General features: G+C 56.8%; 37 protein-coding genes, 1 tRNA gene and 1 pseudogene. 3 read left to right on the top strand and 36 right to left on the bottom strand.

Features of this window, described 5'->3' with window-relative positions:
* Positions 1-10 precede the first annotated feature (10 nt).
* The 19 genes from rpsK to rpmC all read right to left on the bottom strand — a co-directional run bounded on the left by rpsK (position 11) and on the right by rpmC (position 9,509).
* On the bottom strand, positions 11-400 hold the full coding sequence (rpsK, locus tag ACR0JA_RS18575; protein WP_008757289.1) for a 30S ribosomal protein S11: 390 nt from the start codon (positions 398-400) through the stop codon (positions 11-13).
* Positions 401-415: 15 nt separating this feature from the next.
* The gene (gene rpsM / locus ACR0JA_RS18570) at positions 416-784 is read right to left on the bottom strand and encodes a 30S ribosomal protein S13 (protein ID WP_008757392.1); all 369 of its coding nucleotides are present in this window, start codon (positions 782-784) and stop codon (positions 416-418) included.
* A 200-nt stretch (positions 785-984) separates the two neighbouring features.
* Positions 985-1,629, bottom strand: coding sequence for an adenylate kinase (locus tag ACR0JA_RS18565; RefSeq protein ID WP_480578326.1), 645 nt, complete (start codon positions 1,627-1,629; stop codon positions 985-987).
* Positions 1,626-2,990, bottom strand: a complete 1,365-nt coding sequence (gene secY, locus ACR0JA_RS18560) for a preprotein translocase subunit SecY (RefSeq protein ID WP_480578323.1) — start codon at positions 2,988-2,990, stop codon at positions 1,626-1,628. Before secY ends, ACR0JA_RS18565 begins: the two co-directional genes overlap by 4 nt.
* A gap of 109 nt (positions 2,991-3,099) precedes the next feature.
* Positions 3,100-3,573 (bottom strand): 50S ribosomal protein L15, encoded by a 474-nt coding sequence (gene rplO / locus ACR0JA_RS18555; protein WP_480578320.1) that lies wholly within the window; start codon positions 3,571-3,573, stop codon positions 3,100-3,102.
* Between the two features lie 205 nt (positions 3,574-3,778).
* The gene (locus ACR0JA_RS18550) at positions 3,779-3,994 is read right to left on the bottom strand and encodes a DUF1127 domain-containing protein (RefSeq protein ID WP_480578317.1); all 216 of its coding nucleotides are present in this window, start codon (positions 3,992-3,994) and stop codon (positions 3,779-3,781) included.
* A gap of 240 nt (positions 3,995-4,234) precedes the next feature.
* The gene (locus ACR0JA_RS18545) at positions 4,235-4,489 is read right to left on the bottom strand and encodes a hypothetical protein (protein ID WP_480578314.1); all 255 of its coding nucleotides are present in this window, start codon (positions 4,487-4,489) and stop codon (positions 4,235-4,237) included.
* 74 nt (positions 4,490-4,563) lie between these two features.
* Positions 4,564-4,905, bottom strand: a complete 342-nt coding sequence (locus tag ACR0JA_RS18540; RefSeq protein WP_480578311.1) for a hypothetical protein — start codon at positions 4,903-4,905, stop codon at positions 4,564-4,566.
* Positions 4,906-5,221: 316 nt separating this feature from the next.
* Complete coding sequence (rpmD, locus tag ACR0JA_RS18535; RefSeq protein ID WP_008757946.1) at positions 5,222-5,410, bottom strand: 50S ribosomal protein L30; 189 nt, start codon at positions 5,408-5,410, stop codon at positions 5,222-5,224.
* A gap of 12 nt (positions 5,411-5,422) precedes the next feature.
* Positions 5,423-5,992 carry a 30S ribosomal protein S5 gene (gene rpsE / locus ACR0JA_RS18530; protein WP_058283505.1) on the bottom strand — a complete coding sequence of 190 codons (570 nt, stop codon included), beginning with the start codon at positions 5,990-5,992 and terminating at the stop codon, positions 5,423-5,425.
* 116 nt (positions 5,993-6,108) lie between these two features.
* Positions 6,109-6,468 (bottom strand): 50S ribosomal protein L18, encoded by a 360-nt coding sequence (gene rplR, locus ACR0JA_RS18525; protein ID WP_058283506.1) that lies wholly within the window; start codon positions 6,466-6,468, stop codon positions 6,109-6,111.
* Positions 6,469-6,479: 11 nt separating this feature from the next.
* The gene (gene rplF, locus ACR0JA_RS18520; RefSeq protein ID WP_170716663.1) at positions 6,480-7,013 is read right to left on the bottom strand and encodes a 50S ribosomal protein L6; all 534 of its coding nucleotides are present in this window, start codon (positions 7,011-7,013) and stop codon (positions 6,480-6,482) included.
* A gap of 11 nt (positions 7,014-7,024) precedes the next feature.
* Positions 7,025-7,417, bottom strand: coding sequence for a 30S ribosomal protein S8 (gene rpsH / locus ACR0JA_RS18515; protein WP_010437099.1), 393 nt, complete (start codon positions 7,415-7,417; stop codon positions 7,025-7,027).
* 13 nt (positions 7,418-7,430) lie between these two features.
* Positions 7,431-7,736 (bottom strand): 30S ribosomal protein S14, encoded by a 306-nt coding sequence (rpsN, locus tag ACR0JA_RS18510; RefSeq protein WP_068340744.1) that lies wholly within the window; start codon positions 7,734-7,736, stop codon positions 7,431-7,433.
* 19 nt (positions 7,737-7,755) lie between these two features.
* Positions 7,756-8,316: a 50S ribosomal protein L5 gene (rplE, locus tag ACR0JA_RS18505; RefSeq protein WP_480578308.1), complete on the bottom strand. Its 561-nt coding sequence runs from the start codon at positions 8,314-8,316 to the stop codon at positions 7,756-7,758.
* Positions 8,309-8,620, bottom strand: a complete 312-nt coding sequence (gene rplX, locus ACR0JA_RS18500) for a 50S ribosomal protein L24 (protein ID WP_155148683.1) — start codon at positions 8,618-8,620, stop codon at positions 8,309-8,311. Before rplX ends, rplE begins: the two co-directional genes overlap by 8 nt.
* A gap of 2 nt (positions 8,621-8,622) precedes the next feature.
* Positions 8,623-8,991 (bottom strand): 50S ribosomal protein L14, encoded by a 369-nt coding sequence (gene rplN / locus ACR0JA_RS18495; RefSeq protein WP_008757934.1) that lies wholly within the window; start codon positions 8,989-8,991, stop codon positions 8,623-8,625.
* 76 nt (positions 8,992-9,067) lie between these two features.
* Positions 9,068-9,298 (bottom strand): 30S ribosomal protein S17, encoded by a 231-nt coding sequence (gene rpsQ / locus ACR0JA_RS18490; RefSeq protein ID WP_008757253.1) that lies wholly within the window; start codon positions 9,296-9,298, stop codon positions 9,068-9,070.
* A gap of 4 nt (positions 9,299-9,302) precedes the next feature.
* Positions 9,303-9,509, bottom strand: a complete 207-nt coding sequence (gene rpmC / locus ACR0JA_RS18485) for a 50S ribosomal protein L29 (RefSeq protein WP_037311745.1) — start codon at positions 9,507-9,509, stop codon at positions 9,303-9,305.
* 299 nt (positions 9,510-9,808) lie between these two features.
* Between rpmC and ACR0JA_RS18480 the strand changes: the two genes are divergently transcribed.
* Positions 9,809-10,081 (top strand): hypothetical protein, encoded by a 273-nt coding sequence (locus ACR0JA_RS18480; protein ID WP_480578305.1) that lies wholly within the window; start codon positions 9,809-9,811, stop codon positions 10,079-10,081.
* A 177-nt stretch (positions 10,082-10,258) separates the two neighbouring features.
* Positions 10,259-10,630, top strand: a complete 372-nt coding sequence (locus ACR0JA_RS18475) for a hypothetical protein (protein ID WP_480578302.1) — start codon at positions 10,259-10,261, stop codon at positions 10,628-10,630.
* An 84-nt stretch (positions 10,631-10,714) separates the two neighbouring features.
* On the opposite strand, the gene ACR0JA_RS18470 is transcribed toward ACR0JA_RS18475, so the two are convergent.
* From ACR0JA_RS18470 to ACR0JA_RS18420, 11 genes and pseudogenes are all read right to left on the bottom strand, one after another.
* Positions 10,715-11,335 (bottom strand): 2OG-Fe(II) oxygenase family protein, encoded by a 621-nt coding sequence (locus ACR0JA_RS18470; protein ID WP_480578299.1) that lies wholly within the window; start codon positions 11,333-11,335, stop codon positions 10,715-10,717.
* A 73-nt stretch (positions 11,336-11,408) separates the two neighbouring features.
* The gene (locus ACR0JA_RS18465; RefSeq protein WP_480578296.1) at positions 11,409-12,776 is read right to left on the bottom strand and encodes an ArsB/NhaD family transporter; all 1,368 of its coding nucleotides are present in this window, start codon (positions 12,774-12,776) and stop codon (positions 11,409-11,411) included.
* Between the two features lie 23 nt (positions 12,777-12,799).
* Complete coding sequence (locus tag ACR0JA_RS18460; protein ID WP_480578293.1) at positions 12,800-13,264, bottom strand: CBS domain-containing protein; 465 nt, start codon at positions 13,262-13,264, stop codon at positions 12,800-12,802.
* Positions 13,265-13,578: 314 nt separating this feature from the next.
* Complete coding sequence (gene rplP, locus ACR0JA_RS18455; RefSeq protein WP_010437070.1) at positions 13,579-13,992, bottom strand: 50S ribosomal protein L16; 414 nt, start codon at positions 13,990-13,992, stop codon at positions 13,579-13,581.
* Positions 13,993-14,004: 12 nt separating this feature from the next.
* Positions 14,005-14,715 carry a 30S ribosomal protein S3 gene (gene rpsC / locus ACR0JA_RS18450; protein ID WP_008758042.1) on the bottom strand — a complete coding sequence of 237 codons (711 nt, stop codon included), beginning with the start codon at positions 14,713-14,715 and terminating at the stop codon, positions 14,005-14,007.
* Positions 14,715-15,095, bottom strand: a complete 381-nt coding sequence (rplV, locus tag ACR0JA_RS18445) for a 50S ribosomal protein L22 (RefSeq protein WP_039538267.1) — start codon at positions 15,093-15,095, stop codon at positions 14,715-14,717. Before rplV ends, rpsC begins: the two co-directional genes overlap by 1 nt.
* Positions 15,096-15,098: 3 nt before the next feature.
* The gene (rpsS, locus tag ACR0JA_RS18440; protein WP_010437056.1) at positions 15,099-15,377 is read right to left on the bottom strand and encodes a 30S ribosomal protein S19; all 279 of its coding nucleotides are present in this window, start codon (positions 15,375-15,377) and stop codon (positions 15,099-15,101) included.
* A 3-nt stretch (positions 15,378-15,380) separates the two neighbouring features.
* On the bottom strand, positions 15,381-16,223 hold the full coding sequence (gene rplB, locus ACR0JA_RS18435; RefSeq protein WP_480578290.1) for a 50S ribosomal protein L2: 843 nt from the start codon (positions 16,221-16,223) through the stop codon (positions 15,381-15,383).
* A 236-nt stretch (positions 16,224-16,459) separates the two neighbouring features.
* Entirely contained in the window at positions 16,460-17,128 is a 669-nt protein-coding gene (locus ACR0JA_RS18430) for a hypothetical protein (RefSeq protein WP_480578288.1), read from the bottom strand.
* A 235-nt stretch (positions 17,129-17,363) separates the two neighbouring features.
* Positions 17,364-17,435, bottom strand: a pseudogene (locus ACR0JA_RS18425) (50S ribosomal protein L23); the annotation flags it as partial.
* 17 nt (positions 17,436-17,452) lie between these two features.
* Positions 17,453-18,034, bottom strand: a complete 582-nt coding sequence (locus tag ACR0JA_RS18420; RefSeq protein ID WP_480578285.1) for a YceI family protein — start codon at positions 18,032-18,034, stop codon at positions 17,453-17,455.
* A 101-nt stretch (positions 18,035-18,135) separates the two neighbouring features.
* Here ACR0JA_RS18420 and ACR0JA_RS18415 point away from each other — a divergent pair, with 101 nt between their 5' ends.
* On the top strand, positions 18,136-18,579 hold the full coding sequence (locus tag ACR0JA_RS18415; protein ID WP_480578282.1) for a MarR family winged helix-turn-helix transcriptional regulator: 444 nt from the start codon (positions 18,136-18,138) through the stop codon (positions 18,577-18,579).
* A gap of 60 nt (positions 18,580-18,639) precedes the next feature.
* Here the strand turns inward: ACR0JA_RS18415 and ACR0JA_RS18410 are convergent, their stop codons facing one another.
* The 6 genes from ACR0JA_RS18410 to ACR0JA_RS18385 all read right to left on the bottom strand — a co-directional run bounded on the left by ACR0JA_RS18410 (position 18,640) and on the right by ACR0JA_RS18385 (position 22,325).
* Complete coding sequence (locus ACR0JA_RS18410) at positions 18,640-19,674, bottom strand: fatty acid desaturase (protein ID WP_480578279.1); 1,035 nt, start codon at positions 19,672-19,674, stop codon at positions 18,640-18,642.
* 169 nt (positions 19,675-19,843) lie between these two features.
* On the bottom strand, positions 19,844-20,140 hold the full coding sequence (locus ACR0JA_RS18405) for a 50S ribosomal protein L23 (protein WP_039523333.1): 297 nt from the start codon (positions 20,138-20,140) through the stop codon (positions 19,844-19,846).
* Complete coding sequence (gene rplD / locus ACR0JA_RS18400; RefSeq protein WP_170429267.1) at positions 20,137-20,754, bottom strand: 50S ribosomal protein L4; 618 nt, start codon at positions 20,752-20,754, stop codon at positions 20,137-20,139. The genes ACR0JA_RS18405 and rplD overlap by 4 nt, the downstream gene beginning before the upstream one ends.
* A complete protein-coding gene (gene rplC, locus ACR0JA_RS18395; RefSeq protein ID WP_008758167.1) occupies positions 20,751-21,476 on the bottom strand; it encodes a 50S ribosomal protein L3 in 726 nt (241 codons plus the stop codon). Before rplC ends, rplD begins: the two co-directional genes overlap by 4 nt.
* A 15-nt stretch (positions 21,477-21,491) precedes the next feature.
* Entirely contained in the window at positions 21,492-21,806 is a 315-nt protein-coding gene (gene rpsJ, locus ACR0JA_RS18390; protein ID WP_008756422.1) for a 30S ribosomal protein S10, read from the bottom strand.
* A gap of 442 nt (positions 21,807-22,248) precedes the next feature.
* Positions 22,249-22,325, bottom strand: a tRNA-Met gene (locus ACR0JA_RS18385).
* Between the last annotated feature and the right edge of the window lie 85 nt (positions 22,326-22,410).

Below are 22,410 nucleotides of genomic sequence, written 5' to 3'. Positions count from 1 at the left end.
TCAAAATCGCTTAGACGCGGCGGCGCTTCGGCGGGCGGCAGCCGTTGTGAGCGATCGGGGTCACGTCGCGGATCGACGTGATGTTAAAGCCCACGGCAGCCAGCGCACGCAGAGCCGATTCACGACCCGAACCGGGGCCCTGAACTTCGACTTCCAGCGTTTTGACGCCATGTTCCTGCGCCTTCTTGCCTGCGTCTTCTGCAGCCATCTGCGCCGCATAAGGCGTCGATTTCCGCGACCCTTTGAAGCCCATGGTACCGGCAGACGACCACGAAATGGCGTTGCCCTGTACGTCCGAGATCAGGATCTTGGTGTTGTTGAAGGTCGAGTTCACATGGGCAACGCCCGATGCGATGTTCTTACGCTCTTTGCGCTTAACGCGAGTCTTGTCACGTGCCATCGGTCAGACCCTCCCTTATTTCTTCTTACCAGCGATGGCCTTTGCGGGGCCTTTGCGGGTACGAGCATTGGTGTGGGTACGCTGACCGCGAACCGGCAGGTTGCGGCGGTGACGCAGACCGCGATAGCAGCCCAGGTCCATCAGACGCTTGACGTTCATCTGAACTTCACGACGCAGATCACCTTCAACGGTGAAGTTTGCATCGATGTGTTCACGGATGGCCAGAACTTCGGCGTCGGACAGTTCGTTGACGCGACGGTGCGCTTCAATACCTACGGCTTCGCAGATCGCTTTGGCCGAAGTGTTTCCGATACCGGTGATATATGTGAGGGCGATTGGTACCCGCTTTGCAGTCGGGATGTTTACGCCGGCAATACGTGCCACGTGTCACTTTCCTTTTCGTTGCGGTTCCGTAACTCCAGAACCTTTTTTCACAACGCTTTACCGTGGCAGTGTCGCCAGAGGGTTCAGCATTATTCGAGGTGGTCGGGGCAATTGGGACGAATCCCGCATGCGGTCTTGATTCCCTTTAGGGATGGGGGTCGATATGGGCTTTTGCCGTTGGCGTCAAGCCCATATGAGTATCAGCCTAGAATCGCCTCGATCGAGGCGGTAACTTCTTTGATATCCGCCAGCCCGTTCACCGGGCGCAGATCGCCTTTGGCGTAGTAATAACCAATCAAAGGCGACGTCTTTTTGTAGTATTCCATCAGACGCGTGCGCAGGCTGTCTTCGTTGTCGTCGGCGCGGCGCTGGAAGTCATTTTCTTTGCCGCAATTGGTGCATTTGCCGTCTGCGGGGATCGGTTTGGTGATGTCATTGTAAACCTCACCACACCCGCCACAGGTCGAGCGTGCCGTGATCCGTTCGACCAGCGCCTCGTCATCGACACGCATCTCGATCACCGTGTGCAGGGACTGGCCCAGCTTGGTCAGCAGCGCTGCCAACGCATCGGCCTGCGCCAGCGTGCGGGGGAAACCGTCAAAGATGAAGCCTGCCCCTTTTTCGGTGGTCAGTTTCTCTTCGATCAGACCGATCACGATCTCGTCGGTGACCAGCTTGCCTGCGTCCATGATCGCAGCAACCTTCAGGCCCATTTCCGTGCCCGAGGTTTTGGCCTCGCGCAGCATGTCACCAGTGCTCAACTGCACCATGCCGCGGGTTTCAACCAGGTGACGCGCCTGCGTCCCCTTGCCTGCCCCCGGGGGGCCGAGAAGTATGATGTTCATCGACGAGCAGCTCCCTTTCTGCCGCGTTTCTTGGACTTGCCGCGCAGTTGGGACTTTTCGATCAGCCCTTCGTATTGATGCGCCAGCAGATGGCTCTGAACCTGTTGGATCGTGTCCATGGTTACCGAGACGATAATCAGAACCGAAGTGCCGCCGAAATAGAACGGGATGGCAAACTGACCGCGCAGGATTTCCGGCAACAGGCAAACCGCAGCCAAATAGCCTGAACCCAGAACCAATACGCGGTTGACCACATATTCCAGATATTCCGAAGTTTTCTTGCCCGGACGGATACCCGGCACAAAACCGTTCTGCTTCTTCAGGTTGTCCGCAACATCGTCCGGCTTGAACGACACATTGAACGTGTAGAAATAGGCAAAGAACACAATCATCGAAGCGAAGAACAGCAGGTACAAAGGCTGTCCGGGGCCAAAGTTGGCCAGCAACCATGACATCACCGGTCCGTTGGTCGCACCCGACGAGAAGGTCGAGATCGTCACCGGCAGCAGCAGCAGCGAGCTGGCGAAAATCGCCGGGATAACACCCGCCGGGTTCACCTTGACTGGCAGGTGGCTGGAGCCGCCTTCATAAACCTTCATACCAGCCTGACGGCGCGGGTATTGGATGTGGATCTTGCGCAGGGCACGCTCCATGAACACCACAAAGGTGATCACGGCGATGACCATGATGATCACGCCCACGATTACAGCAGGGCTGATAGCACCGCTGCGTCCGCTGGCGAAGAACTGCGCCAGCGCGGCGGGAACCTCGGCAATGATGCCAACGAAGATGATCAGCGAGATGCCATTGCCGATGCCACGCGCGGTGATTTGTTCACCCAGCCACATCAGGAACATGGTACCGCCGACCAGCGTAATCATGGTCGAGAAGCGGAAATACAGGCCCGGATCGGTGGCCAGATCGCCCGATTCCAACGAAACTGCCAGACCATAGGCCTGTACGGTGGCCAAGGCCACGGTGCCGAAACGGGTGTATTGGTTGATTTTCTTGCGCCCCTGCTCGCCCTCTTTCTTGAGCTGTTCGAGCGCGGGAACCATGGATGTCAGCAGCTGCACGATGATCGAGGCCGAGATGTAGGGCATGATGCCGAGGGCAAAGATACCCATCCGCCCCAGCGCCCCGCCGGTGAACATCGAAACCATGCCGCCGATGCCTTGCCCCGCCTGCTCCATGAACTCGCGCAGCGCTTGGCCGTCGATCCCCGGCACCGGAATGAAGGTGCCCAGACGATAGACGATCAGCAATGCAAGCGTGAACAGGATGCGGTTGCGCAGATCGGTGGCTTTACCAAGGGCAGACCAGCTTGTGTTTGCTGCCATTTGTTCTGCTGCTGATACCATAAATCGGTCTCTCTTATGAAAACACCGCCCGGAACCGTTTTCCGGCTCGGGCGGCGTCTTGGAAAACTCTGAGGTCTATGTAAGCGGGTCTTGGCCCGCTCACAAGCGCTTACTCTGCTGCAGCAGCTTTTGTGACCGTCAGTGAACCGCCCGCTTTCTCAACTGCCTCAACGGCAGCTTTCGAAGCACCGGTTACCTCAAGGTTCACTTTGGCGCTGATTTCGCCTTTGGCCAGAACGCGAACGCCGTCCAGCTTGCGGCGAACCAGACCGGATGCAACCAGTGCATCCTCGGTGATCGCAGCCTTGGCGTCCAGTTTGCCGGCGTCGACGAATTTCTGGATCAGGCCTAGGTTGATGACGGCGAATGCCTTGCGGTTCGGCTTGTTGAAGCCACGTTTGGGCAGGCGCTGGTACAGGGGCATCTGGCCGCCTTCGTAGCCGTTGATGGCCACACCCGAACGGGATTTCTGGCCTTTGATACCACGGCCACCCATTTTACCTTTGCCGGAACCGGGACCACGGCCAACGCGGGTGCGTTTCGGTGCGGCGCCAGGATTGTCGCGCAATTCGTGCAGTTTCATATCGCTTCTCCTAAGCCGGATGTGACCCCCGAAGCGTGATGGGCCAACCACGGCGTTTCTTGGTTTTGATTCTCGTGGGCGCAATGCCACCGGAGCGCTCTACAGCGTTGCGGACCCGGTTGCAAGCTTTGTTGTAGCGCGCCAGCCAAAACCAAAAGAGGCGCCAATGCAGGCGCCTCTGAATTCGTTTATCAAACGCGATACCTTACGCGCGATATGCGTACTCGCGCGCGATGTCGGCGATGTCGCAGCGACGGATGCCGATGTCGTCCAGCTCGCGGTTGCTCAGATGCTGAAGCTCGGTATAGGTGCGGCTGTATTCTGCAGCCCGGGCGCGGTTTTCTTTCACGCGCTCGATCAGGTTTGCAAAACGGGCGCTCAGGTTGAAGCCGCCATGTGTCAGTGTTGCTGTGTGTGCCATATCTCTATTCCTTTCGAATGTCGGGGCGCATTCCCCGAGGTCACTTGTATGTTCCTGTCTTGGACAGGGCTGAGATAGGCGCAGGAGATACCGCTAACAACGGAAGTTTTGGTCTAGCCGGTATGCATCAAAGGAATGGCAAAATACCTGTCGTACCCGGTGCGATACGCAGGGCCTTATGGCTTTGTACCACAATCCGGATGCGCGCTGCCCCCCGGGGGGGGCGACCGCAGTAACAGATCAGAAATTCTCGTTACTGGATGCGCTTGAAGGTACTGCCGGGACGATCCGGACGGATTGCTTCCCGCTTTCGTGCTCGCAGATATAGAGCACATGAAGGGTTTGCCCGGCATCCCCAGCGTGGACCCGGTCTACCAGATGCTCGCCACCTGCGTCCGTGCAGGACGCCATCCAGGTTGCGAGGGCTTGTCCTTCGGTCATCGACCAACCGAGGCTTGGTGAGAGTGTCACGACTGCAAGAAGAAGGTGCTTCATATTCGTTACCCCAATTTTACTTTTGAACATTCAAATATCTGCCCGCCGAACACACACGCGCAGACAATTATCGATCAGCCCGCCCGCCTTGTGACGACGTCGGTTGATTGCGGCCGGGCTGCGTCATTTGCGATCATTCCCGATTGCGACGCGTCCGAAACCTGCCGCGCATCCAAAAGCTGCTCGGCCTGGTAAACGCAGATTGCACGTTGAAAAATTCTTTCAACCAATGGTGACGGACTGTTTGACAGCGCGCATTCGTCAAGTTCGAGTATCAGCGTTTTCAGAAAATCCGAGGGCATAGCTTTGACCACATCGCACAGAGCCGTGGTCAATCCCGCATGTCCTTGATCAATGCCCCGTTGATACGAGGCGCTCGGCTCTGGGCAGGCCGGAGCAAAAAATTCGATACCCATCACACAGCACTTTCTTACACAACTGAACGCCAACCACACGACGTCGCAAACTCAACACTGCGACCCAGTATTGTTGAGGACTGTGGCGAATTGTTGGCTGAAATCCGGTCGCGGCGGAAAAGCAGGTAAACTCTGTGTGAGATGGATTACCGTCGATAAGACTGCGTTTGAGGAGCCCGCGGGATTGTCTGCTCAAAATGCAGATGCTGACGCGGGTGCAGTGTGTTCGGCACCGGGTCTAAGGCAGGCAATCGCCCCCAAGAAAAAAGCCCCCGAACATGCCGGGGGCTTTCTTGTTCAGTGCGAGAGCGGGCGCTTAGCCGCGCTCTTCGATGATCTCAACCAGATGCGGGATCTTGTTGACCATGCCGCGAACCGAAGGGGTATCTTCCAGTTCACGGGTTTTGTGCATCTTGTTCAGGCCCAGACCGATCAGGGTTGCGCGCTGTTCAGCGGGGCGGCGGATCGGAGAACCGATCTGCTTGACGACGATGGTTTTTGCCATGGGTCGCTCTCCTTATGCTTCTGCTTCAGCAGCGGCCGGTGCTTCGTCCCGCTTGGGCAGGATGTCGGCGACCTTTTTGCCACGACGCTGTGCAACCGAACGCGGGCTCTGCTCTTTCTGCAGGCCGTTGATGGTGGCGCGGATCATGTTGTAGGGGTTCTGCGAGCCCAGCGACTTGGACACAACGTCCTTTACGCCCAGCATTTCGAACACGGCACGCATCGGACCACCGGCGATGATACCGGTACCTTCAGGCGCGGTGCGCATGACCACTTTACCAGCGCCGTGACGGCCCTCGATGTCGTGGTGCAGGGTGCGACCTTCGCGCAGTTGCACGCGGATCATCTGACGCTTGGCTTGTTCAGTCGCCTTACGGATGGCCTCAGGTACTTCTTTCGCTTTACCTTTGCCAAAGCCGACGCGGCCTTTCTGATCGCCGACAACCACCAGAGCGGCGAAGCCAAAGCGCTTACCACCTTTTACGGTTTTCGACACACGGTTGATCGCAACCAGACGATCTGCGAATTCCGGTGCTTCGTCGCGGTCACGACCACGGCCCCGGCGGTTTTCACGTTCTGCCATTTGGCATCCCTTTTCTCATGTGGCGCCTACGACGCCGTTCAATTCAATCCAAGTGAGCCCCGAATGTTACCGAGGCCCCCGGATCATCGGGGCAGCCGCAAAGCTGCCCGCAAGTCTTAGATTTTCAGACCACCTTCACGCGCAGCGTCGGCCAGAGCCTTCACTTTGCCGTGGAACAGGAAGCCACCACGATCGAAATAGGCCTCTTCGACGCCTGCCTTCTTGGCACGCTCGGCGATGGCCGCGCCCACTTTGGTGGCCGCTTCGACGTTGTTCTTGCCAACAACACCCAGATCTTTTTCCAGGGTCGAGGCCGAGGCCAGGGTCACACCGCGTACGTCGTCGATCAGCTGAACAGAGATGTTCTTGTTCGAACGGTGTACGGACAGACGCGGACGACCCGCGTTGACCTTGCGAAGTTTGTTCCGAACGCGCAGGCGGCGCTTCAGAAACAGGGTTCTTTTGCTGTTTGCCATTGTTTGCGTCCTTACTTCTTCTTGCCTTCCTTGCGGAAGATGAACTCGCCCTTATAGCGGATGCCCTTGCCTTTGTACGGCTCGGGACGGCGCCATTCGCGGATTTTGGCCGCGACTTCGCCCACCTGCTGCTGGTCGATACCTTCCACAACGATTTCGGTCTGCTTCGGCGCGGTGATGGTGACACCTTCCGGAGCTGTGAAATCAACATCGTGGCTGTAGCCCAGGTTCAGCTTCAGGGTGTTGCCCTGCATCTGTGCCCGGTAACCAACACCCTGGATCTCCAGCTCTTTTTTGAAGCCCTGGGTCACACCGGTTACCAGATTGGCAACCATGGTGCGGCTCATGCCCCACTGCTGGCGGGCACGCTTGGACGAACCACGCGGGTCGATTTTGACCACGTTGTCTTCGACCGACAGCGTCACGTCGTCGGTGGCGGTGAAGCTGCGGGTGCCTTTCGGACCTTTCACTTCAATGGTCTGACCCGACACAGAGGCGGAAACGCCGCTGGGCAGCTCGACCGGTTTTTTACCAATACGAGACATTGCAGACCTCCTTAGAAGACGGTGCAGAGCACTTCGCCGCCAACATTGTTGGAGCGAGCGTTTGCGTCCGACATCACACCTTTCGGAGTGCTGACAATCGACACGCCCAGACCCTGACGGACCTGCGGGATGTCATTGACGCCCATGTACACGCGACGACCGGGTTTCGAGACCCGCTTCAGTTCGCGAATAACAGGGGTGCCTTCGTAGTATTTCAGGCTGATTTCGATGGCCGGATGACCGTTTTCACCGGTCGTCGCTTCGTAGCCACGGATGTAACCTTCGTCCGCCAGCACGTCCAGAACCCAACCGCGCAGCTTGGAAGCCGGGGTGGAAACGGTGGACTTGCCGCGCATTTGCGCGTTGCGGATACGGGTGAGCATATCGCCGATAGGATCATTCATATCTATGTCTCCCTTACCAGCTCGATTTCACCATGCCGGGGATCTGACCAGCAGAACCCAGCTCGCGCAGCGCGATACGGCTGACCTTCAGCTTACGGTAGTAAGCGTGGGGACGACCGGTCAGCTGACAGCGGTTGTGCAGACGGGTAGCCGAGCTGTTGCGCGGCAGTTTCGCCAGTTTCAGACGCGCTTTGAAACGCTCTTCCATCGGGCGGCTCTCGTCATTCGCGATTTCTTTCAGCTCGGCACGCTTTGCGGCATATTTGGCCACCAGGCGTTCGCGCTTCTTCTCGCGTTCGATCATTGCTTTTTTAGCCATGTCTCAATCCTCCCGGCGCTTACGCGTTGAACGGCATGTTGAATGCTTTCAACAGGCTCTTCGCTTCAGCGTCGGTTTTCGCTGTGGTGGCAATTACGATATCCAGGCCCCAGACTTCGTCGACCTTGTCGAAGTCGATTTCCGGGAACACGATGTGCTCTTTCATGCCCATGGCAAAGTTGCCCTGACCATCGAAAGACGGCTTAACACCGCGGAAGTCACGAACGCGCGGCAGCGCGATGGTGATCAGACGATCCAGGAATTCGTACATCCGGTCGCCGCGCAGGGTCACTTTCGCACCCAGCGGCATGTCTTCACGGACGCGGAAACCCGCGATCGACTTCTTCGCCTTGGTTGCAACGGCCAGCTGACCAGCAATCGCAGTCAGATCCTCGACTGCCGATTTGGCTTTCTTCGAGTCTTTGACGGCCTCAGCACCACAACCGATGTTCAGAACGATTTTCTCCAGCTTGGGCAGCTGCATGTCGTTCTTGTAGCCGAACTCTTCTTTCAGAGCGGCACGGATGGTTTCAGCGTACTGAGCTTTCAGACGCGGAGTGTAGGTTGCGGTATCAAGCATCGATCACGTCCCCTGTGGTCTTGGCGAAACGCACCTTCTTGTCGCCTTCCATGCGGAAGCCAACGCGGGTTGCTTTGCCGTTCTTGTCCAGCAGTGCCAGGTTCGACAGCTCGATCGGGTTTGCCTGAGGCAAACGGCCGCCCTGGCTGTTCTGGGTCTGGCGGGTGTGGCGGATGGCGATGTTGATGCCGTCGACAACAGCTTTACCGGCTTTCGGGTCAACCGAGGAAATGGTTCCCTCTTTGCCCTTGTCTTTGCCGGCCAGCACGACGACCTTGTCGCCTTTGCGGAGTTTAGCAGCCATGATTACAGCACCTCCGGAGCCAGCGAGATGATTTTCATGAAGTTCTTGCCGCGCAGTTCGCGAACAACGGGGCCAAAGATACGGGTGCCGACTGGCTCGTTGTTATTGTTCAGGATGACGGCGGCGTTGCGATCGAAACGGATCGCGGTGCCGTCTTCGCGACGGACTTCCTTGGCGGTGCGTACGACGACGGCCTTACGGACGTCACCTTTCTTTACGCGGCCGCGCGGGATGGCTTCCTTCACCGAGACGACAATGATGTCGCCAACGGAGGCGTATTTACGCTTGGAACCACCCAGGACCTTGATGCACTGAACTCGGCGTGCGCCGGAGTTGTCAGCGACATCCAGATTGGTCTGCATCTGGATCATGTGGTTTCTCCCGACCTGTGGGGGCTGGTCTTGTTAAATCCCCCAGGGTTTCGACAAATGGAAAAGTCCTGCAGGCTTACGCCTCCAGAACCTCCCAACGTTTCGTCTTCGATTTCGGCGCGCATTCGATGATGCGGACTGTATCGCCGACCTTGAAGGCGTTCTTTTCATCGTGAGCCCGGTATTTCTTGGACTTACGGATGGTTTTCTTCAGAACCGGATGCGTAAAGCGGCGCTCGACGGATACGGTTACGGTCTGTTCGTTGGCGTCGCTGGTTACGGTGCCGGACAGGATACGCTTGGGCATCTGATTACTCCTCGGATGCCGCAGCAGCGGCCTTTTCGTTCAGAATGGTTTTGACGCGGGCAGCGTTGCGGCGGGCCGCTTTGATACCAGCAGTGCTTTCCAGCTGACCGGTGGCCTGTTGAAAGCGCAGGTTAAAGCTTTCTTTCTTCAGGTTGGCCAGTTCCTCACGGAGCTGGTCCGGGGTCTTGTCACGCAGTTCTTGGGCGTTCATCGCCTTTTTCCTTTGCTCAAAACACCAGAAGGCCCCGTACACGGGTCACCTTTGACCTGGTGGATGAATGATAGACATACGAATCGCCCGACAACGCCGGGAGATCGCAGGATGCCGCCGTATAAGGGTTTGGAGGGTGGGTGGCAAGGGAAAGTTTGAAAGCGCGTTCCAGCCACCGTGACGTGGTACCATTCCCTCACCGCAAGACAATCATTGCGACTATAAGTTGAGCTCTGGCAGCCGCGCTCAATTGTGCTAGGACGTGGCTCCAAAGAACATCCAATTTTGAAGGCACACATATGAGCTTATCGACAATTCTCGAATCTATGGGGCTCCCTACAACACTTGAAATTCTTGTCGCGATAAATGTGATAAGTATCGTCTATCTGATCTGGTTCACGTGGCATTTGTTCGTTGCAAACAAGGGTGATCTTGGCGGCCTGGGTCTCACGCTGGCCGCAATGGCATTTTTGAACCTGATGGGCGAAGCCTCAGATTGGTACGAGGACTATTACGATGAACATCGTGAAAGTTTGCCGAGCCAACAGGAAGTGGCCAAATCAGGTGATTAGATCCAATACACACGCCAAAATTTGAGGTCCAACGCCGCGCCCAGGCATCTCGGTGATCATAGTATAGAAATCGGACCGTCGTCGCTTGAAGGCAATCAAACTTGTTGCGGAACGCCCTTTTGAAACCGTACCATCAGATATCGTGTTTTGAGTGACTTAATGATTGTGAGGTTTTCCATGAAGTTTCTTGTTCTAGCATTCCTGCTATGCGCGGCGTTTGTATCACCGACCGAGGCGACCGCCGCACCCGATGGAAAATGGACCCTGACCATTAATTCCAGCCGTCCATGGCAGATGGATATCGCCGTCAAAAACAACGCGCCACAAGTGCTTGCTGCGCACGGTATTACACCCGAAGGAGTCAAAATCCGAAAGGCAACCAATGATCGGCTGCAATTTGACGCGATTATTTCGAAACAAGGAAGCTGCTCGTCCGGAAGCGTGATGAAATTTGACCTAAAATTCAAAGACGGGGCTTACAGATCAGGTTCGGTCAATGGGCATTGCATCGGATTTCCGAAGTTTCGCGCACGGGTTTCGGCAAAGTAACGGCTCGGCATCTTAACTACCGGGCTCCACTGGTTCGCCTCTCAATCGCTCCACCGGAGCGATTGCCGCTGCGCGGATCGGGGCTCACTCCCACTTATAGTTAAAACTCACCGAAATCCGCTCTTCCTCGGCCATGTTCATCGGCACTTCATGGCGCAGCCAGCTTTCCCACAGCAGGACGTCGCCCACCTGCGGCTTCATATAGATGAACGGCTGTAAATCCCGTCTCCCACCTTTCAGACGCGTAGGCGCGGCCATCATGCGGCCTGATCTTGGGTCTTCCAGTTTCAGCGCGCTCGCCCCTTCGGGCATGGCCACATAGGTCGTGCCCGAGATCACGCTGTGCGGGTGCAGGTGGCTGGAGTGCATTCCGCCTTCGGGCAGGATGTTGATCCAGAGGTCTTCTAGCTTTAGTTCCCCCTCGCCCAGATCGAACTCCAGATCTTTGGCAAAGGCGGCTACGTGCTGATCCAGCGCGGCAACCAGATCGGCGAAGATCGGGAAGCGCCAGGGCAGATCGGTTAGCGAGGCATAGCTGGTATAGCCGGGATAGCCGTTTTCCTCGCACCATTCCTGCCCGGCCTCGTCATCCTCGGCGATAACAAAGCAGGAGCTTTCCAGCTCACCCGCGTCGATCTTGGGATCGAACTCGGACAAGGCGGCGCGGTAGAGACGGGTGACGAAGAGTGATTCAATCTGTGCCATGCCCCGGCTATAGCCCAGCCGGGGCACAAGGGCGAGACCAGCCACCCCAGAAAAGCGGCTGGTCGGGTGCGACTTAGTAGAAGTAGCGCAGCCAGATGTAGACGTTGGCGATCATCAGGGTCAGGATCATGATCGGAAAGGCCAGGATCGCGAACTTGACGAAGCCGATGGGCTGCTTCGCCTTCTCGGCGAAAGCCGCGACAGTCAGGTTCGCGCTGGCACCCAGCAGCGTCCCGTTGCCGCCCAGACAGGCACCCAGCGCCAGCGACCACCAGAGCGGCTCGATTGCGTCCGGCCCACCGAACGTGTCGGCGGTGGATTCGATAAGCGGGATCATCGTGGCGACAAAAGGGATGTTGTCCAGAATGGCCGACAGGATACCCGAGGCCCAGAAGATGAAGAACGCGGTCCACATCATGTCGCCTTCGGTCAGTTCCAGAACCTTCTGACCAAAGAAATCCAGCAGGCCAACATGTTCCACGCCGGCGACGATCACGAACAGGCCACCGAAGAAGAAGATCGTGACCCATTCGACCTCACCAAAGATGTGGTGCACGGATTCCGTCTGCTCTTCGCCATGTTGATGGCCATAAGCCAGCAGCATTAGCAGCGCAGCGCCCGCCAGGGCGGATGTGCCCGGCTGCACGCCATAGCTGTGGCCCAGCGTAAAGCCCAACAGGACCAGTGCCAGAACCGACAGAGATTTGATCATCAGGCGCGTATCTGTGATCGCCTCGTCTTCGTTGAAGCGCATGATCTTTTCGCTGGCCGATTTCGGGATCGCAGCCAGCGTGCGACGGTTCATCAGATAGATGATGCCGGTCAGCACAACCAGACAGATGGCTGAGATCGGCGCTAGGTTCACGACGAATTCGTTAAAGCTGAGGCCCGCCGCTGAGCCGATGATGATGTTTGGCGGGTCACCGATCAGAGTGGCCGTACCGCCCACATTCGAGGCCAGAATCTCGGCGAAGAAAAACGGGAAAACCGGGGTATCCAGCGCATCGGTGATCAGCAGCGTAATTGGCGCAATCAGCAGAACCGTGGTGACGTTGTCCAGCAGCGCCGAGAACACGGCCGTGATCAGCGTCAGCATGATCAGGATGCCGGTCGGGTTGGCTTTGACGACCTTCGCGGCCTTGATCGCCACATATTGAAATAGCCCGCATTTGCTGGTGATGCCCACAATCACCATCATCCCGATCAGCAGCGCCAGAGTATTGGCATCAACGCCAGCCACGGCCTGTTCCTGATTGAGGATGCCAAACAGCACCATCAGCGACGCGCCCAGCATAGCCAAAATCGCGCGGTTGACCTTTTCGGTGATCAGCACGGCGTAGACGGCAATCAGGATGCCGGTGGCCACCCAAAGCGGATCAATGCCCAAAAGTTGAGGGACGGAGAACGCGTGTTCCCCATGCGAAACGGAATGATCGGTCAAAGTTCTGATCCGGTATGTAAGGGTTAGCTGAGCGCGTGATCTATCAGCGAATTGGCGCTGACGGTGCCGACGAACCGGTTGGTGTCGGGCTCGACAAGGATGACGTGGCGCTTGAATTTGTGGATCAGGAAGATGCCCTCCATCACCGGTGTATCAGGCGCAGTCACAGGGATATTTGCCGGATTGGACGTGTGATCGCCGACCCGCTCTTCGTTCAGGCGGGCAATCTGCTCGCGAAAGTCCTCTTTCGTCAGGCTCATAAAGCTGAGATTGCTGATTGGCACGCGCGTAGCGTCCGAACTCATCCCGATCAGGGCCGCCTTGGGCAAGATCATCTTGATCAGCGTCGGTGCGGTGAATACGCCGACAAACTGACCGTCTTCGGCGACCACCGGCAGAAATCTAGCGCGGCTGTCACGGATGATATCAAACGCCTTGGCGACCGTGTCATCGGGGTGAATTGTCCGTTGTTTTTCGGTTGGGACCATGACGTCCCTGCATGTAAGGCCCATGCGTTTCCTCGATTTTTCTTCGGGTTCGCTAGGGTCTGGGTCGCGTGCTGCCTGCACGGCCTGCTGGCTGGCTGCCTATCCTGCGAAACGAATTTTTTCCGAGCGCTTCATTCCATCAAGCGTCGAACATTGCCACCCCCGAGATACAACTTTTTTGCAACGCGGGTATTGAATTACGACAATGCGCACATCTCGGATTGATCCGATGCAAGCGGTTCCCGCAACGAAAAACCCCCGCCGGTGTCCCGACGGGGGTCGATCTTGTCACGAACGGGGTTGCCCCCAATCGCTTACCAGTCTTCGCGGATCACGACGCGGGTCTTGATCGGCAGCTTCATCGCGGCCAGGCGCAGGGCCTCGCGGGCGATGTCGTCATTGACGCCGTCGATCTCGAACATCACGCGGCCAGGCTTGACTTTGCAGGCCCAGCGGTCGACCGAACCCTTACCTTTACCCATACGAACTTCGATCGGCTTGGCCGTGACCGGAGTGTCAGGGAAGATGCGGATCCAGACACGACCCTGACGCTTCATGTGACGCGTCATGGCACGACGTGCAGCTTCGATCTGGCGTGCAGTTACACGCTCAGGCTCAAGAGCTTTCAGGCCGTAGGTGCCAAAGTTCAGATCAGAGCCGCCCTTGGCGAGACCCTTGATCCGGCCTTTGTGCATCTTGCGGAATTTAGTACGCTTTGGTTGAAGCATATCTTTCCCTCCTTAGCGACGACCGCCACCAGCACCACGAGGTGCAGGGCCGTCCTGGAGTTCCTGTGCTTTACGGTCACGTGCCTGCGGATCGTGCTCCATGATCTCACCTTTGAAGATCCAGACCTTGATCCCGATGATCCCGTAGGGGGTCATCGCTTCGGCATGTGCGTAATCGATGTCGGCACGCAGGGTGTGCAGAGGCACGCGGCCTTCGCGGTACCACTCGGTCCGTGCGATTTCGGCGCCGCCCAGACGACCAGCGACGTTCACCCGGATACCCAGGGCGCCCATGCGCATGGCGTTCTGAACCGAGCGCTTCATTGCGCGACGGAACGAAACACGACGTTCCAGCTGCTGAGCGATGGACTCGGCAACCAGCTGCGCGTCAAGCTCGGGCTTGCGCACTTCGACGATGTTCAGGTGCAGTTCGCTGTCGGTCATACGGGCAAGCTTTTTGCGCAGAACTTCGATGTCTGCACCTTTCTTGCCGATGATGACACCGGGACGTGCGGTGTGGATCGTGACGCGGCACTTCTTGTGCGGACGTTCGATGATCACACGGGCAACACCGGCCTGCTTGCACTCTTTGTTGATGAACTCACGGATCTTGAGGTCTTCCAGCAGAAGATCACCGTAGTCCTTGGTGTCGGCGTACCAGCGGCTGTCCCAGGTGCGGTTGACCTGCAGGCGCATGCCGATCGGATTTACTTTATGACCCATTAGGCTTGCTCCTCAACTTGACGCACCTTGATGGTGATCTCCGAGAACGGCTTCATGATCTTGCCGAAACGACCACGGGCACGCGGACGACCGCGCTTCATGACCAGGTTCTTGCCAACCCAGGCTTCGGCGACGATCAGCTCGTCGACGTCCAGGTTGTGGTTGTTTTCGGCATTCGCGATTGCGGACTGCAGGCACTTCTTGACGTCCTGCGCGACACGCTTGTTCGAGAAAGTCAGGTCGGTCAGAGCCTTCTCAACTTTCTTGCCGCGGATCATTTGCGCAACCAGGTTCAGTTTCTGCGGGCTGGTACGGAGCATGCGCGTTTTCGCCATTGCTTCGTTTTCAGCCACGCGGCGGGGGTTCTTTTCCTTGCCCATGACTTACTTCCGCTTCGCTTTTTTGTCAGCGGCGTGACCGTAATAGGTACGAGTTGGCGAGTACTCACCGAACTTCTGACCGATCATGTCTTCCGAGACGTTGACGGGAATGTGTTTATGGCCGTTGTACACACCAAAGGTCAGACCCACGAACTGGGGCAGAATGGTGGAACGACGCGACCAGATTTTGATGACTTCGTTGCGGCCCGACTCGCGCGCTGCTTCGGCTTTTTTCAGCACGTAAGCATCGACGAAAGGACCCTTCCAAACAGAGCGAGACATAGATTAACGTCCCTTCTTCTTGGCGTGCCGCGAGCGGATGATCAGCTTCTGGGACGCTTTGTTCTTGTTGCGGGTACGCTTACCCTTGGTGTCCTTACCCCACGGAGTGACCGGTGTACGGCCACCCGAGGTCCGACCTTCACCACCGCCGTGCGGGTGATCGATCGGGTTCATTGCAACACCACGAACCGACGGACGCACGCCTTTGTGGCGCATACGACCCGCTTTACCGAGGTTCTGGTTGCTGTTGTCGGGGTTGGACACGGCACCGATGGTGGCCATGCATTCCTGACGGACCATGCGCAGCTCGCCTGAGCTCAGACGGATCTGAGCGTAGCCGCCATCGCGACCAACGAACTGAGCGTAAGTACCGGCCGCACGTGCGATCTGACCGCCTTTGCCAGGCTTCATCTCGATGTTGTGGACGATGGTACCGATGGGCATGCCCGAAAACGGCATTGCGTTGCCCGGCTTGATGTCGGCCTTTGCCGACGCGATCACCTGATCGCCAACAGCCAGACGCTGCGGAGCCAGGATATATGCCTGCTCGCCGTCTTCGTATTTTACCAGTGCGATGAATGCGGTCCGGTTCGGGTCATATTCGATCCGCTCGACGGTTGCCGCGACATCAAATTTGTTCCGTTTGAAGTCAACGATCCGGTAGAGACGCTTTGCGCCACCGCCGCGGCGGCGTGAAGTGATCCGTCCGGTGTTGTTCCGGCCGCCCGATTTGGTCAAACCCTCAGTGAGAGACTTGACCGGACGTCCTTTCCAAAGCTCCGAACGGTCGATCAGCACCAGCCCGCGCTGGCCCGGCGTCGTCGGCTTGTACGACTTGAGTGCCATGCTTTCTGTCTTCCGTTTAGCAAGTGCGAGGGATTTCCCCGCTATGTGATAGGCCCCCGTAGGTGCCAAGGGTATAGGGCCCCGAAGGTCCCCGGTTACAAATATCAGAGGCCCCGGAACGAATCCGAGGCCGCAAGATTGGGTGCGTGTAACAGGGTTGGGGGTGGGTGTCTATAGGGGAAATATGGCTCCTGACTCGGCATTGAGAATCCGCCGAGTGAGACGCCCCCCTTCGCCTAGTCCCCCTCATTCTCTTCGGATATGAGGAGCTTCACGTGTTTTTTGAGCTGTCCGATAGCTTTTTCCATAAAGAAGTGAAAGCGCATCTCTCTCTGTTCGTCTTTGGTTGAACTTTCGAACTCCCAGAGCATTGCCTTGATCTTCAGGTATTTCTCATCACCCGCCTTAGTCCTTCGAGTAAACGAATACGGAACAGACCCGAGCACCGCCATGGAAACTCCGGCAACGCTAATCGAAAACGGATCAACAATTAGGCCATGTTCTTCCAAATCTCGCAGCTCAGACGACAAACGTTTTTCTGCATCCGAAATCTGCAACTTCTTAACCGGAGAGCCGAAATTCTTCCTCAAAGCTTGGAACGAACCCGGTTTCGAGCGCACATATTGGCTGCCAGCATTAGAGAAATCCACGGGGTTGGCTTCAAGAAACTCGCCAAAGTGGCGACCAATGTACTCATCTATTCTTTTGATCTCACTGGGAAAGGTCAGCCCCTTGCGACTTTCCAAGTGCCAAGCATATGCCGCGAAGATCAATGGCCACACATAGACTGACTTGCCAGTGACTAAGCGCGAGAACTCGTCACACTCATCTTGGTTCGGCCAATCGTTCGGGTTGGTTAAGGACAATATTCCGTAAGAAAACGGGCTAATATCAGGTGCCTGCATAAATGAATTCCGCTGTACTATTTAGCAAATCACTACTTCAACAACCCAAAACGTTCCAGACCTCAGTTCCCGTGGATTTGAACGTAAACGATTGCCAATTCAAGCGCGGAACAAGGCCGAAGGCCGCCGCGCCAGCGCCATCCCACGGGCAGTCGCTGGCGCGGCTTGTCGACAGTTCAAACAAAAAACCCCCGCTTTCGCGGGGGCCTTTTTCTTTCTCCAAAGACGGGTTCGATCAGAGACCGGTGGACACGTCGATGGTGTTTCCCTCTTCCAGGGTCACATATGCTTTTTTGACGTCTTTCCGATCGTCCGGGCCCGGCCTTACCCGTCCGCCTTCATCTCGGTGTCGATCATGATCGTGATCGGCCCGGTTGAGAACGGCCCCACGCCGAACTCTGTATGGTCGATCTCACCCGTTGCGGAGAAGGCCACCCAGTCACCTTTATAGTAATCGAGCGCCCCACCCAGCGGGTGTTCGCCCTGATGCGTCAACGTGGCCTTCAGGGTCACCGGCTTGGTCACGCCGTGGATCGTCAGATCTCCGGTCACATCTGCCGTGCTATCTCCGGTGCGCTTGATCTCGGTGCTGACAAAGGTGATTTCGGGATAAGTTTCGACCTCGAAGAAATCGGCTGATTTGAGGTGGTCATCCAGCGGTCCAAAGCCCGACGCCAGGCTGTTGGTGTCAATCGTCACGTTCAGCGTCGAGGCTTCTACATCGTCAGCGTTCAGGTCCAGAATACCGTCAACCTTGGTGAACTCACCATGCTGGTTCGAGACACCTGCGTGGCTCCAGCCGAACCGGACTTCGGTGTGCCCCTGATCAGTCTTGTAGGTCTGCGCAAACACCGGCGTTACTGCAACGGTAAAGGCCGCGGCGGCAATCAAAGACTTAAAGGTCATGGTGGTTCTCCTTTTATCCGATAGCAACTGGATTATAGTTGAATTTTCATCTATTTAAATCAAAGCAAAACCGCAATCAGAATGAGAGTAAACACGAAGTTGTGAAGAACAATCTGCCAACGGCTTTCGAAACGGAAATCTGGGTCGCAATGAACCGGGCCACCCGCCGTATCCAGTCGGATATCAGCGCAGCCTTGAAGGACGCGGGCCTGCCACCGTTGAAATGGTATGATCTCCTCTGGTCGCTCGAGCGTCATGGCGGGCAACTGCGCCCCTTTGAGCTTGCACAGGACACCATATTCGAACAGTCGAACCTGTCCCACCTGAGCAAACGGTTGGCTGCGGAAGGTCTGGTCGAATTTGTCGAATTTGACAGTGACCGGCGTGGAAAGGTTCTGAAAATCACTGCGAAGGGCCGTGACCTGCGAAAGCGCATGTGGGCTATTTACGGCCCAATGCTGCATGACAGGATGCGCGTTTTCGGCACCACAGATGGATGGCAGTCGTTCATGGACTCGGAACGGAACCAATCGGGTTCAGACTAGCGCGCATGCAGACAACACGCAGGGCTTAAGCGTCTGTTGGTCGAGTGCGCAAGAACCACCTTACCCATAAAGCGTACGCGCCTCGGCAAAGGATAACAGGCGACGGTTGTTTTCGTCCCACAGGTGCAGCCGCGCGTTGGCGAGGCTATCGCGGATGGTCATCTGGTTGCTGTTTGCCAACTCGTCGTGGTCGCGCAACACCTCGGTCAGGCGATAAAACGGGATGCGGCTGTAAAGGTGGTGTACGTGGTGGATACCGATATTGGCGCTGAACCACTGCAATACCGAAGGCAGAATGTAGTGCGAACTGCCGTGCAGCGCGGCCTCGTGCAATTGCCAGTCCTTGTCAGGATCCCATTGCGTCTCTTCAAATTGATGCTGAACGTAGAACAACCAAACGCCCGCTGTCGCGGCCAGCAGGGTTGAGGGCAGGAAAATCAGCAGCAAGGGCATCAGACCGCCAAAGTGGTAAATGGCCAGTAGGACCAACAGAATGGCCAGATTGGTGGCCATCGCACTGATCCAGAACCTGACACTCCCCGTCAAACCAAGCGGAAGGCGGTTCTGAAACAGAAACAGATAACCGGGGCCAAGGACGAACAGCGTGATGGGGTTGCGGTACACGCGATACCAGAACCGGTTCATGGGCGTTTTCGACTGATACTCGGCCACTGTCAAAGTATGGATATCGCCCATACCGCGCTTATCCAGATTGCCCGAGCTGTTGTGATGCGTGGAATGCGTTCGACGCCAAACATCGTAGGGTGTCAGGGTCAGTACGCCGATCATCCGTCCGACCCAGTCGCTGACCGCACGGTTCTTGAAAAATGCCCCGTGCCCGCAATCGTGCTGGATCGCAAACAGGCGCAGCAGGAAGGCGGCGTTGAGAACGGCAATCGCAAAAGCCAGCCAATAGCTGAGCGATAGCGACATCCAGGACAGTGTCCAAAGCGCAAAGAACGGGACAATGCTGACCCCCAGCTCAAAGGAACTGCGCCACTGGTTAGGTTCGCGATATTTGGCAAGTGTTGTGACCCAATCCCGCGCCGAGGTCATGTTTGGGTTGCCCCGGGTCGAGAAAGAGGGTTCGGTCATGCGCCTGCCATGTTTTCTTGCTTGTAGGGACCCGGATAGACACCCCGACCGGGATAGCAAGTGAATTCCGGGAAAGACGCCTGATTTGCGCTCAATTCTTGGTGTTGCCACCTCAAAAAAAACCCCCGCTTGCGCGGGGGCCTTTGTCTTTTTCCAATGACGGGTCCGATCAGAGACCGGTGGACACGTCGATGGTGTTCCCCTCTTCCAGGGTCACATATGCTTTTTTGACGTCCTTCCGCTTGCCCAACTGGCCGCGGAACCGCTTGACCTTGCCTTTGGTCACGGTGGTGTTCACCGCCTTGACCTTCACACCAAACAGCGCCTCAACGGCCTCTTTGATCTGCGGCTTGTTGCTGTCGATCGCCACTTCAAAGACAACCGCGCCGTTTTCGGACGCCATGGTCGACTTTTCGGTGATGACCGGTTTGCGGATCACGTCGTAGTGTTCTGCCTTCGCGCTCATTTCAGACGAGCCTCCAGTGCTTCGACAGCCGCTTTGGTGAGCACCAGAGTGTCACGCTTGAGGATGTCATAGACGTTTGCGCCCATCGACGGCAGGATATCCAGACCTTCGATGTTCTTGGACGCTTTCAGGAACCCTTCGTTCACGGTCGCGCCGTCGATGACCAGAGCGCGTTTCCAGCCCAGGTTTGCAACCTGTTTGGCCAGAGCGGCGGTCTTGCCTTCGGCTTCGGCACTCTCGATCACGACCAGCTCACCTGCTTTGGCCTTTGCCGACAGAGCGTGGCGCAGGCCAAGCTTGCGGAACTTCTTCGGCAGGTCGTGGCCGTGCGAACGCACGACGGGGCCTTTGTAGATACCACCACCACGGAAGATCGGCGCGTTGCGGTCACCATGGCGTGCGCCACCGGTGCCCTTCTGGCGGTAGATCTTCTTGGTCGAGTAGCTGGTTTCCGAGCGGGTCTTGACCTTGTGGGTGCCGGCCTGCGCATTGTTGCGCTGCCAACGGACCACACGGTGCAGGATGTCCGCACGAGGTTCCAGGCCGAACAGATCGGCGTTCAGCTCGATGTCGCCGGCTTTACCGCCGTCCAGTTTGATTACATCAAGTTTCATGCTTCACCACCTTCCGCGGGAGCTTCTTCCGCAGGTGCTTCGGTTGCAGCCGATTTCACAGCAGCCGGGAAAGGCAGGCCTTCCGGTGCTTTCTTCTTGACGGCGTCCTTGACGGTGACCCAGCCCGATTTCGGTCCGGGAACGGCGCCTTTGATGAAAACCAGGTTCCGGTCGGCGTCAGTTTTGACGACTTCCAGGTTCTGGGTGGTAACACGGGCAGCACCCATGTGACCGGCCATCTTCTTGCCTTTGAACACCTTGCCCGGATCCTGACACTGTCCGGTCGAACCGTGCGAACGGTGGCTGATCGAAACACCGTGCGAGGCGCGCAGACCACCGAAGTTCCAGCGCTTCATCGCACCGGCAAAGCCTTTACCGATCGAAGTGCCCGAAACGTCAACTTTCTGACCTTCCAGGAAGTGTTCTGCCGAAATCTCGGCACCTACATCAATCAGGCCATCTTCCGACACACGGAACTCGGCCAGCTTACGCTTGGGCTCGACCTTGGCAGCGGCATAGTGACCGCGCATGGCCTTCGAGGTGCGTTTTGCCTTGGCAGCACCGGCACCCAGCTGAACGGCGGTGTAGCCGTCTTTGTCAGCGGTGCGCTGTGCAACAACCTGCAGGTTGTCCAGGTGAAGAACGGTCACAGGAATCTGCTTGCCGTCTTCCATGAACAGGCGGGTCATGCCAACTTTTTTTGCGATAATACCAGAGCGCATTCTCATACCCTCCGATTACGACTGCAGCTTGATCTCGACATCCACACCTGCAGCGAGGTCGAGCTTCATCAGCGCGTCAACGGTCTGGGGGGTCGGATCAACGATGTCCAAGAGACGCTTGTGCGTACGGATCTCGAACTGGTCGCGGGATTTCTTGTCAACGTGAGGGCCACGGAGAACCGTGAACTTCTCAATCTTGTTCGGCAGCGGGATCGGGCCGCGCACGTTCGCGCCGGTCCGCTTGGCAGTGTTGACGATCTCTTGCGTGCTGGCATCCAGAACGCGATAGTCAAATGCCTTCAGCCGAATACGGATATTTTGGCTTTGCATTGATACAGCCTTTTATCAGGCGTTGAGGTTGAGAGGAGGACAGACGCGCATCGCCAACCCTCTTCGAACCCAAAAGGCGGGAATCACCCCGCCTTGACGTTCTTGTTGAGAACTCGCGCGTATTAGTGGGGTTGGTGGGGTTTGGCAAGAGGCAATTTCCGACGCTGTGCAAGTGGTCGATCAGCACATGTCGCCAAGACGTTGAAGCCTGTCGGTTTTCGTGAGCTATGGCACGCACCGGCTATGTACTCTGACTTGATCAAAAGCAGCTGTGTTTTCTAAAGACTGCGCGAAACAAACAGCACCAAGAAATAAGACCAGAGCATTGAAACTTCTCAATGAAAATTGGTTAAGCACTGATAACGACGAGGTTTGGTCGTTGAGCAACCGGTCTGGTGGACTGTTTGTATATCAAACGGTTTGTGTTGTGGTTTTCTGGCGCTGGTTGCGGGAGTAGGATTTGAACCTACGACCTTCAGGTTATGAGCCTGACGAGCTACCGGGCTGCTCCATCCCGCGACACTTTGGTGGGCCTATCGCCTATTCGGCTAATTGAGGCCGTGTATTGATTGATCGTTTAGAGAGAATTGGGCTTTTACTAGGT

The organism is Ruegeria sp. AM4 (assembly GCF_056540665.1).
This window is presented reverse-complemented; position numbering and strand designations above follow the sequence as displayed.

Coding starts and splice junctions, on each gene's coding strand:
- rplF (WP_170716663.1), bottom strand. CDS start 7,013: ATGTCTCGTATTGGTAAAAAACCGGTCGAGCTGCCCAGCGGCGTTTCC.
- rpmD (WP_008757946.1), bottom strand. CDS start 5,410: ATGGCAAAAACCATCGTCGTCAAGCAGATCGGTTCTCCGATCCGCCGC.
- rplR (WP_058283506.1), bottom strand. CDS start 6,468: ATGGCAAACAGCAAAAGAACCCTGTTTCTGAAGCGCCGCCTGCGCGTT.
- ACR0JA_RS18545 (WP_480578314.1), bottom strand. CDS start 4,489: ATGAAGCACCTTCTTCTTGCAGTCGTGACACTCTCACCAAGCCTCGGT.
- rpmC (WP_037311745.1), bottom strand. CDS start 9,509: ATGAACGCCCAAGAACTGCGTGACAAGACCCCGGACCAGCTCCGTGAG.
- ACR0JA_RS18430 (WP_480578288.1), bottom strand. CDS start 17,128: ATGCAGGCACCTGATATTAGCCCGTTTTCTTACGGAATATTGTCCTTA.
- ACR0JA_RS18420 (WP_480578285.1), bottom strand. CDS start 18,034: ATGACCTTTAAGTCTTTGATTGCCGCCGCGGCCTTTACCGTTGCAGTA.
- rpsJ (WP_008756422.1), bottom strand. CDS start 21,806: ATGCAAAGCCAAAATATCCGTATTCGGCTGAAGGCATTTGACTATCGC.
- rpsN (WP_068340744.1), bottom strand. CDS start 7,736: ATGGCTAAAAAAGCAATGATCGAACGCGAGAAGAAGCGCGAACGCCTG.
- rplO (WP_480578320.1), bottom strand. CDS start 3,573: ATGAAACTGCACGAATTGCGCGACAATCCTGGCGCCGCACCGAAACGC.
- ACR0JA_RS18405 (WP_039523333.1), bottom strand. CDS start 20,140: ATGAGCGCGAAGGCAGAACACTACGACGTGATCCGCAAACCGGTCATC.
- rplP (WP_010437070.1), bottom strand. CDS start 13,992: ATGCTTCAACCAAAGCGTACTAAATTCCGCAAGATGCACAAAGGCCGG.
- ACR0JA_RS18480 (WP_480578305.1), top strand. CDS start 9,809: ATGAGCTTATCGACAATTCTCGAATCTATGGGGCTCCCTACAACACTT.
- ACR0JA_RS18410 (WP_480578279.1), bottom strand. CDS start 19,674: ATGACCGAACCCTCTTTCTCGACCCGGGGCAACCCAAACATGACCTCG.
- rplD (WP_170429267.1), bottom strand. CDS start 20,754: ATGAAACTTGATGTAATCAAACTGGACGGCGGTAAAGCCGGCGACATC.
- ACR0JA_RS18470 (WP_480578299.1), bottom strand. CDS start 11,335: ATGGCACAGATTGAATCACTCTTCGTCACCCGTCTCTACCGCGCCGCC.
- ACR0JA_RS18565 (WP_480578326.1), bottom strand. CDS start 1,629: ATGAACATCATACTTCTCGGCCCCCCGGGGGCAGGCAAGGGGACGCAG.
- rpsC (WP_008758042.1), bottom strand. CDS start 14,715: ATGGGTCATAAAGTAAATCCGATCGGCATGCGCCTGCAGGTCAACCGC.
- secY (WP_480578323.1), bottom strand. CDS start 2,990: ATGGTATCAGCAGCAGAACAAATGGCAGCAAACACAAGCTGGTCTGCC.
- rplC (WP_008758167.1), bottom strand. CDS start 21,476: ATGCGCTCTGGTATTATCGCAAAAAAAGTTGGCATGACCCGCCTGTTC.
- rplX (WP_155148683.1), bottom strand. CDS start 8,620: ATGGCTGCTAAACTCCGCAAAGGCGACAAGGTCGTCGTGCTGGCCGGC.
- rpsK (WP_008757289.1), bottom strand. CDS start 400: ATGGCACGTGACAAGACTCGCGTTAAGCGCAAAGAGCGTAAGAACATC.
- rpsQ (WP_008757253.1), bottom strand. CDS start 9,298: ATGCCCAAGCGTATCCTGTCCGGCACCGTAACCAGCGACGCCAACGAA.
- rpsE (WP_058283505.1), bottom strand. CDS start 5,992: ATGGCAGAACGTGAAAACCGCCGGGGCCGTGGTCGTGACCGCGACGAA.
- rplN (WP_008757934.1), bottom strand. CDS start 8,991: ATGATCCAGATGCAGACCAATCTGGATGTCGCTGACAACTCCGGCGCA.
- rpsS (WP_010437056.1), bottom strand. CDS start 15,377: ATGTCTCGCTCTGTTTGGAAGGGTCCTTTCGTCGATGCTTACGTGCTG.
- rplB (WP_480578290.1), bottom strand. CDS start 16,223: ATGGCACTCAAGTCGTACAAGCCGACGACGCCGGGCCAGCGCGGGCTG.
- rplE (WP_480578308.1), bottom strand. CDS start 8,316: ATGCTTGATACCGCAACCTACACTCCGCGTCTGAAAGCTCAGTACGCT.
- ACR0JA_RS18460 (WP_480578293.1), bottom strand. CDS start 13,264: ATGGTCCCAACCGAAAAACAACGGACAATTCACCCCGATGACACGGTC.
- ACR0JA_RS18475 (WP_480578302.1), top strand. CDS start 10,259: ATGAAGTTTCTTGTTCTAGCATTCCTGCTATGCGCGGCGTTTGTATCA.
- rpsH (WP_010437099.1), bottom strand. CDS start 7,417: ATGAATGATCCTATCGGCGATATGCTCACCCGTATCCGCAACGCGCAA.
- ACR0JA_RS18550 (WP_480578317.1), bottom strand. CDS start 3,994: ATGGCACACACAGCAACACTGACACATGGCGGCTTCAACCTGAGCGCC.
- rplV (WP_039538267.1), bottom strand. CDS start 15,095: ATGGGCAAGGAAAAGAACCCCCGCCGCGTGGCTGAAAACGAAGCAATG.
- ACR0JA_RS18540 (WP_480578311.1), bottom strand. CDS start 4,905: ATGGGTATCGAATTTTTTGCTCCGGCCTGCCCAGAGCCGAGCGCCTCG.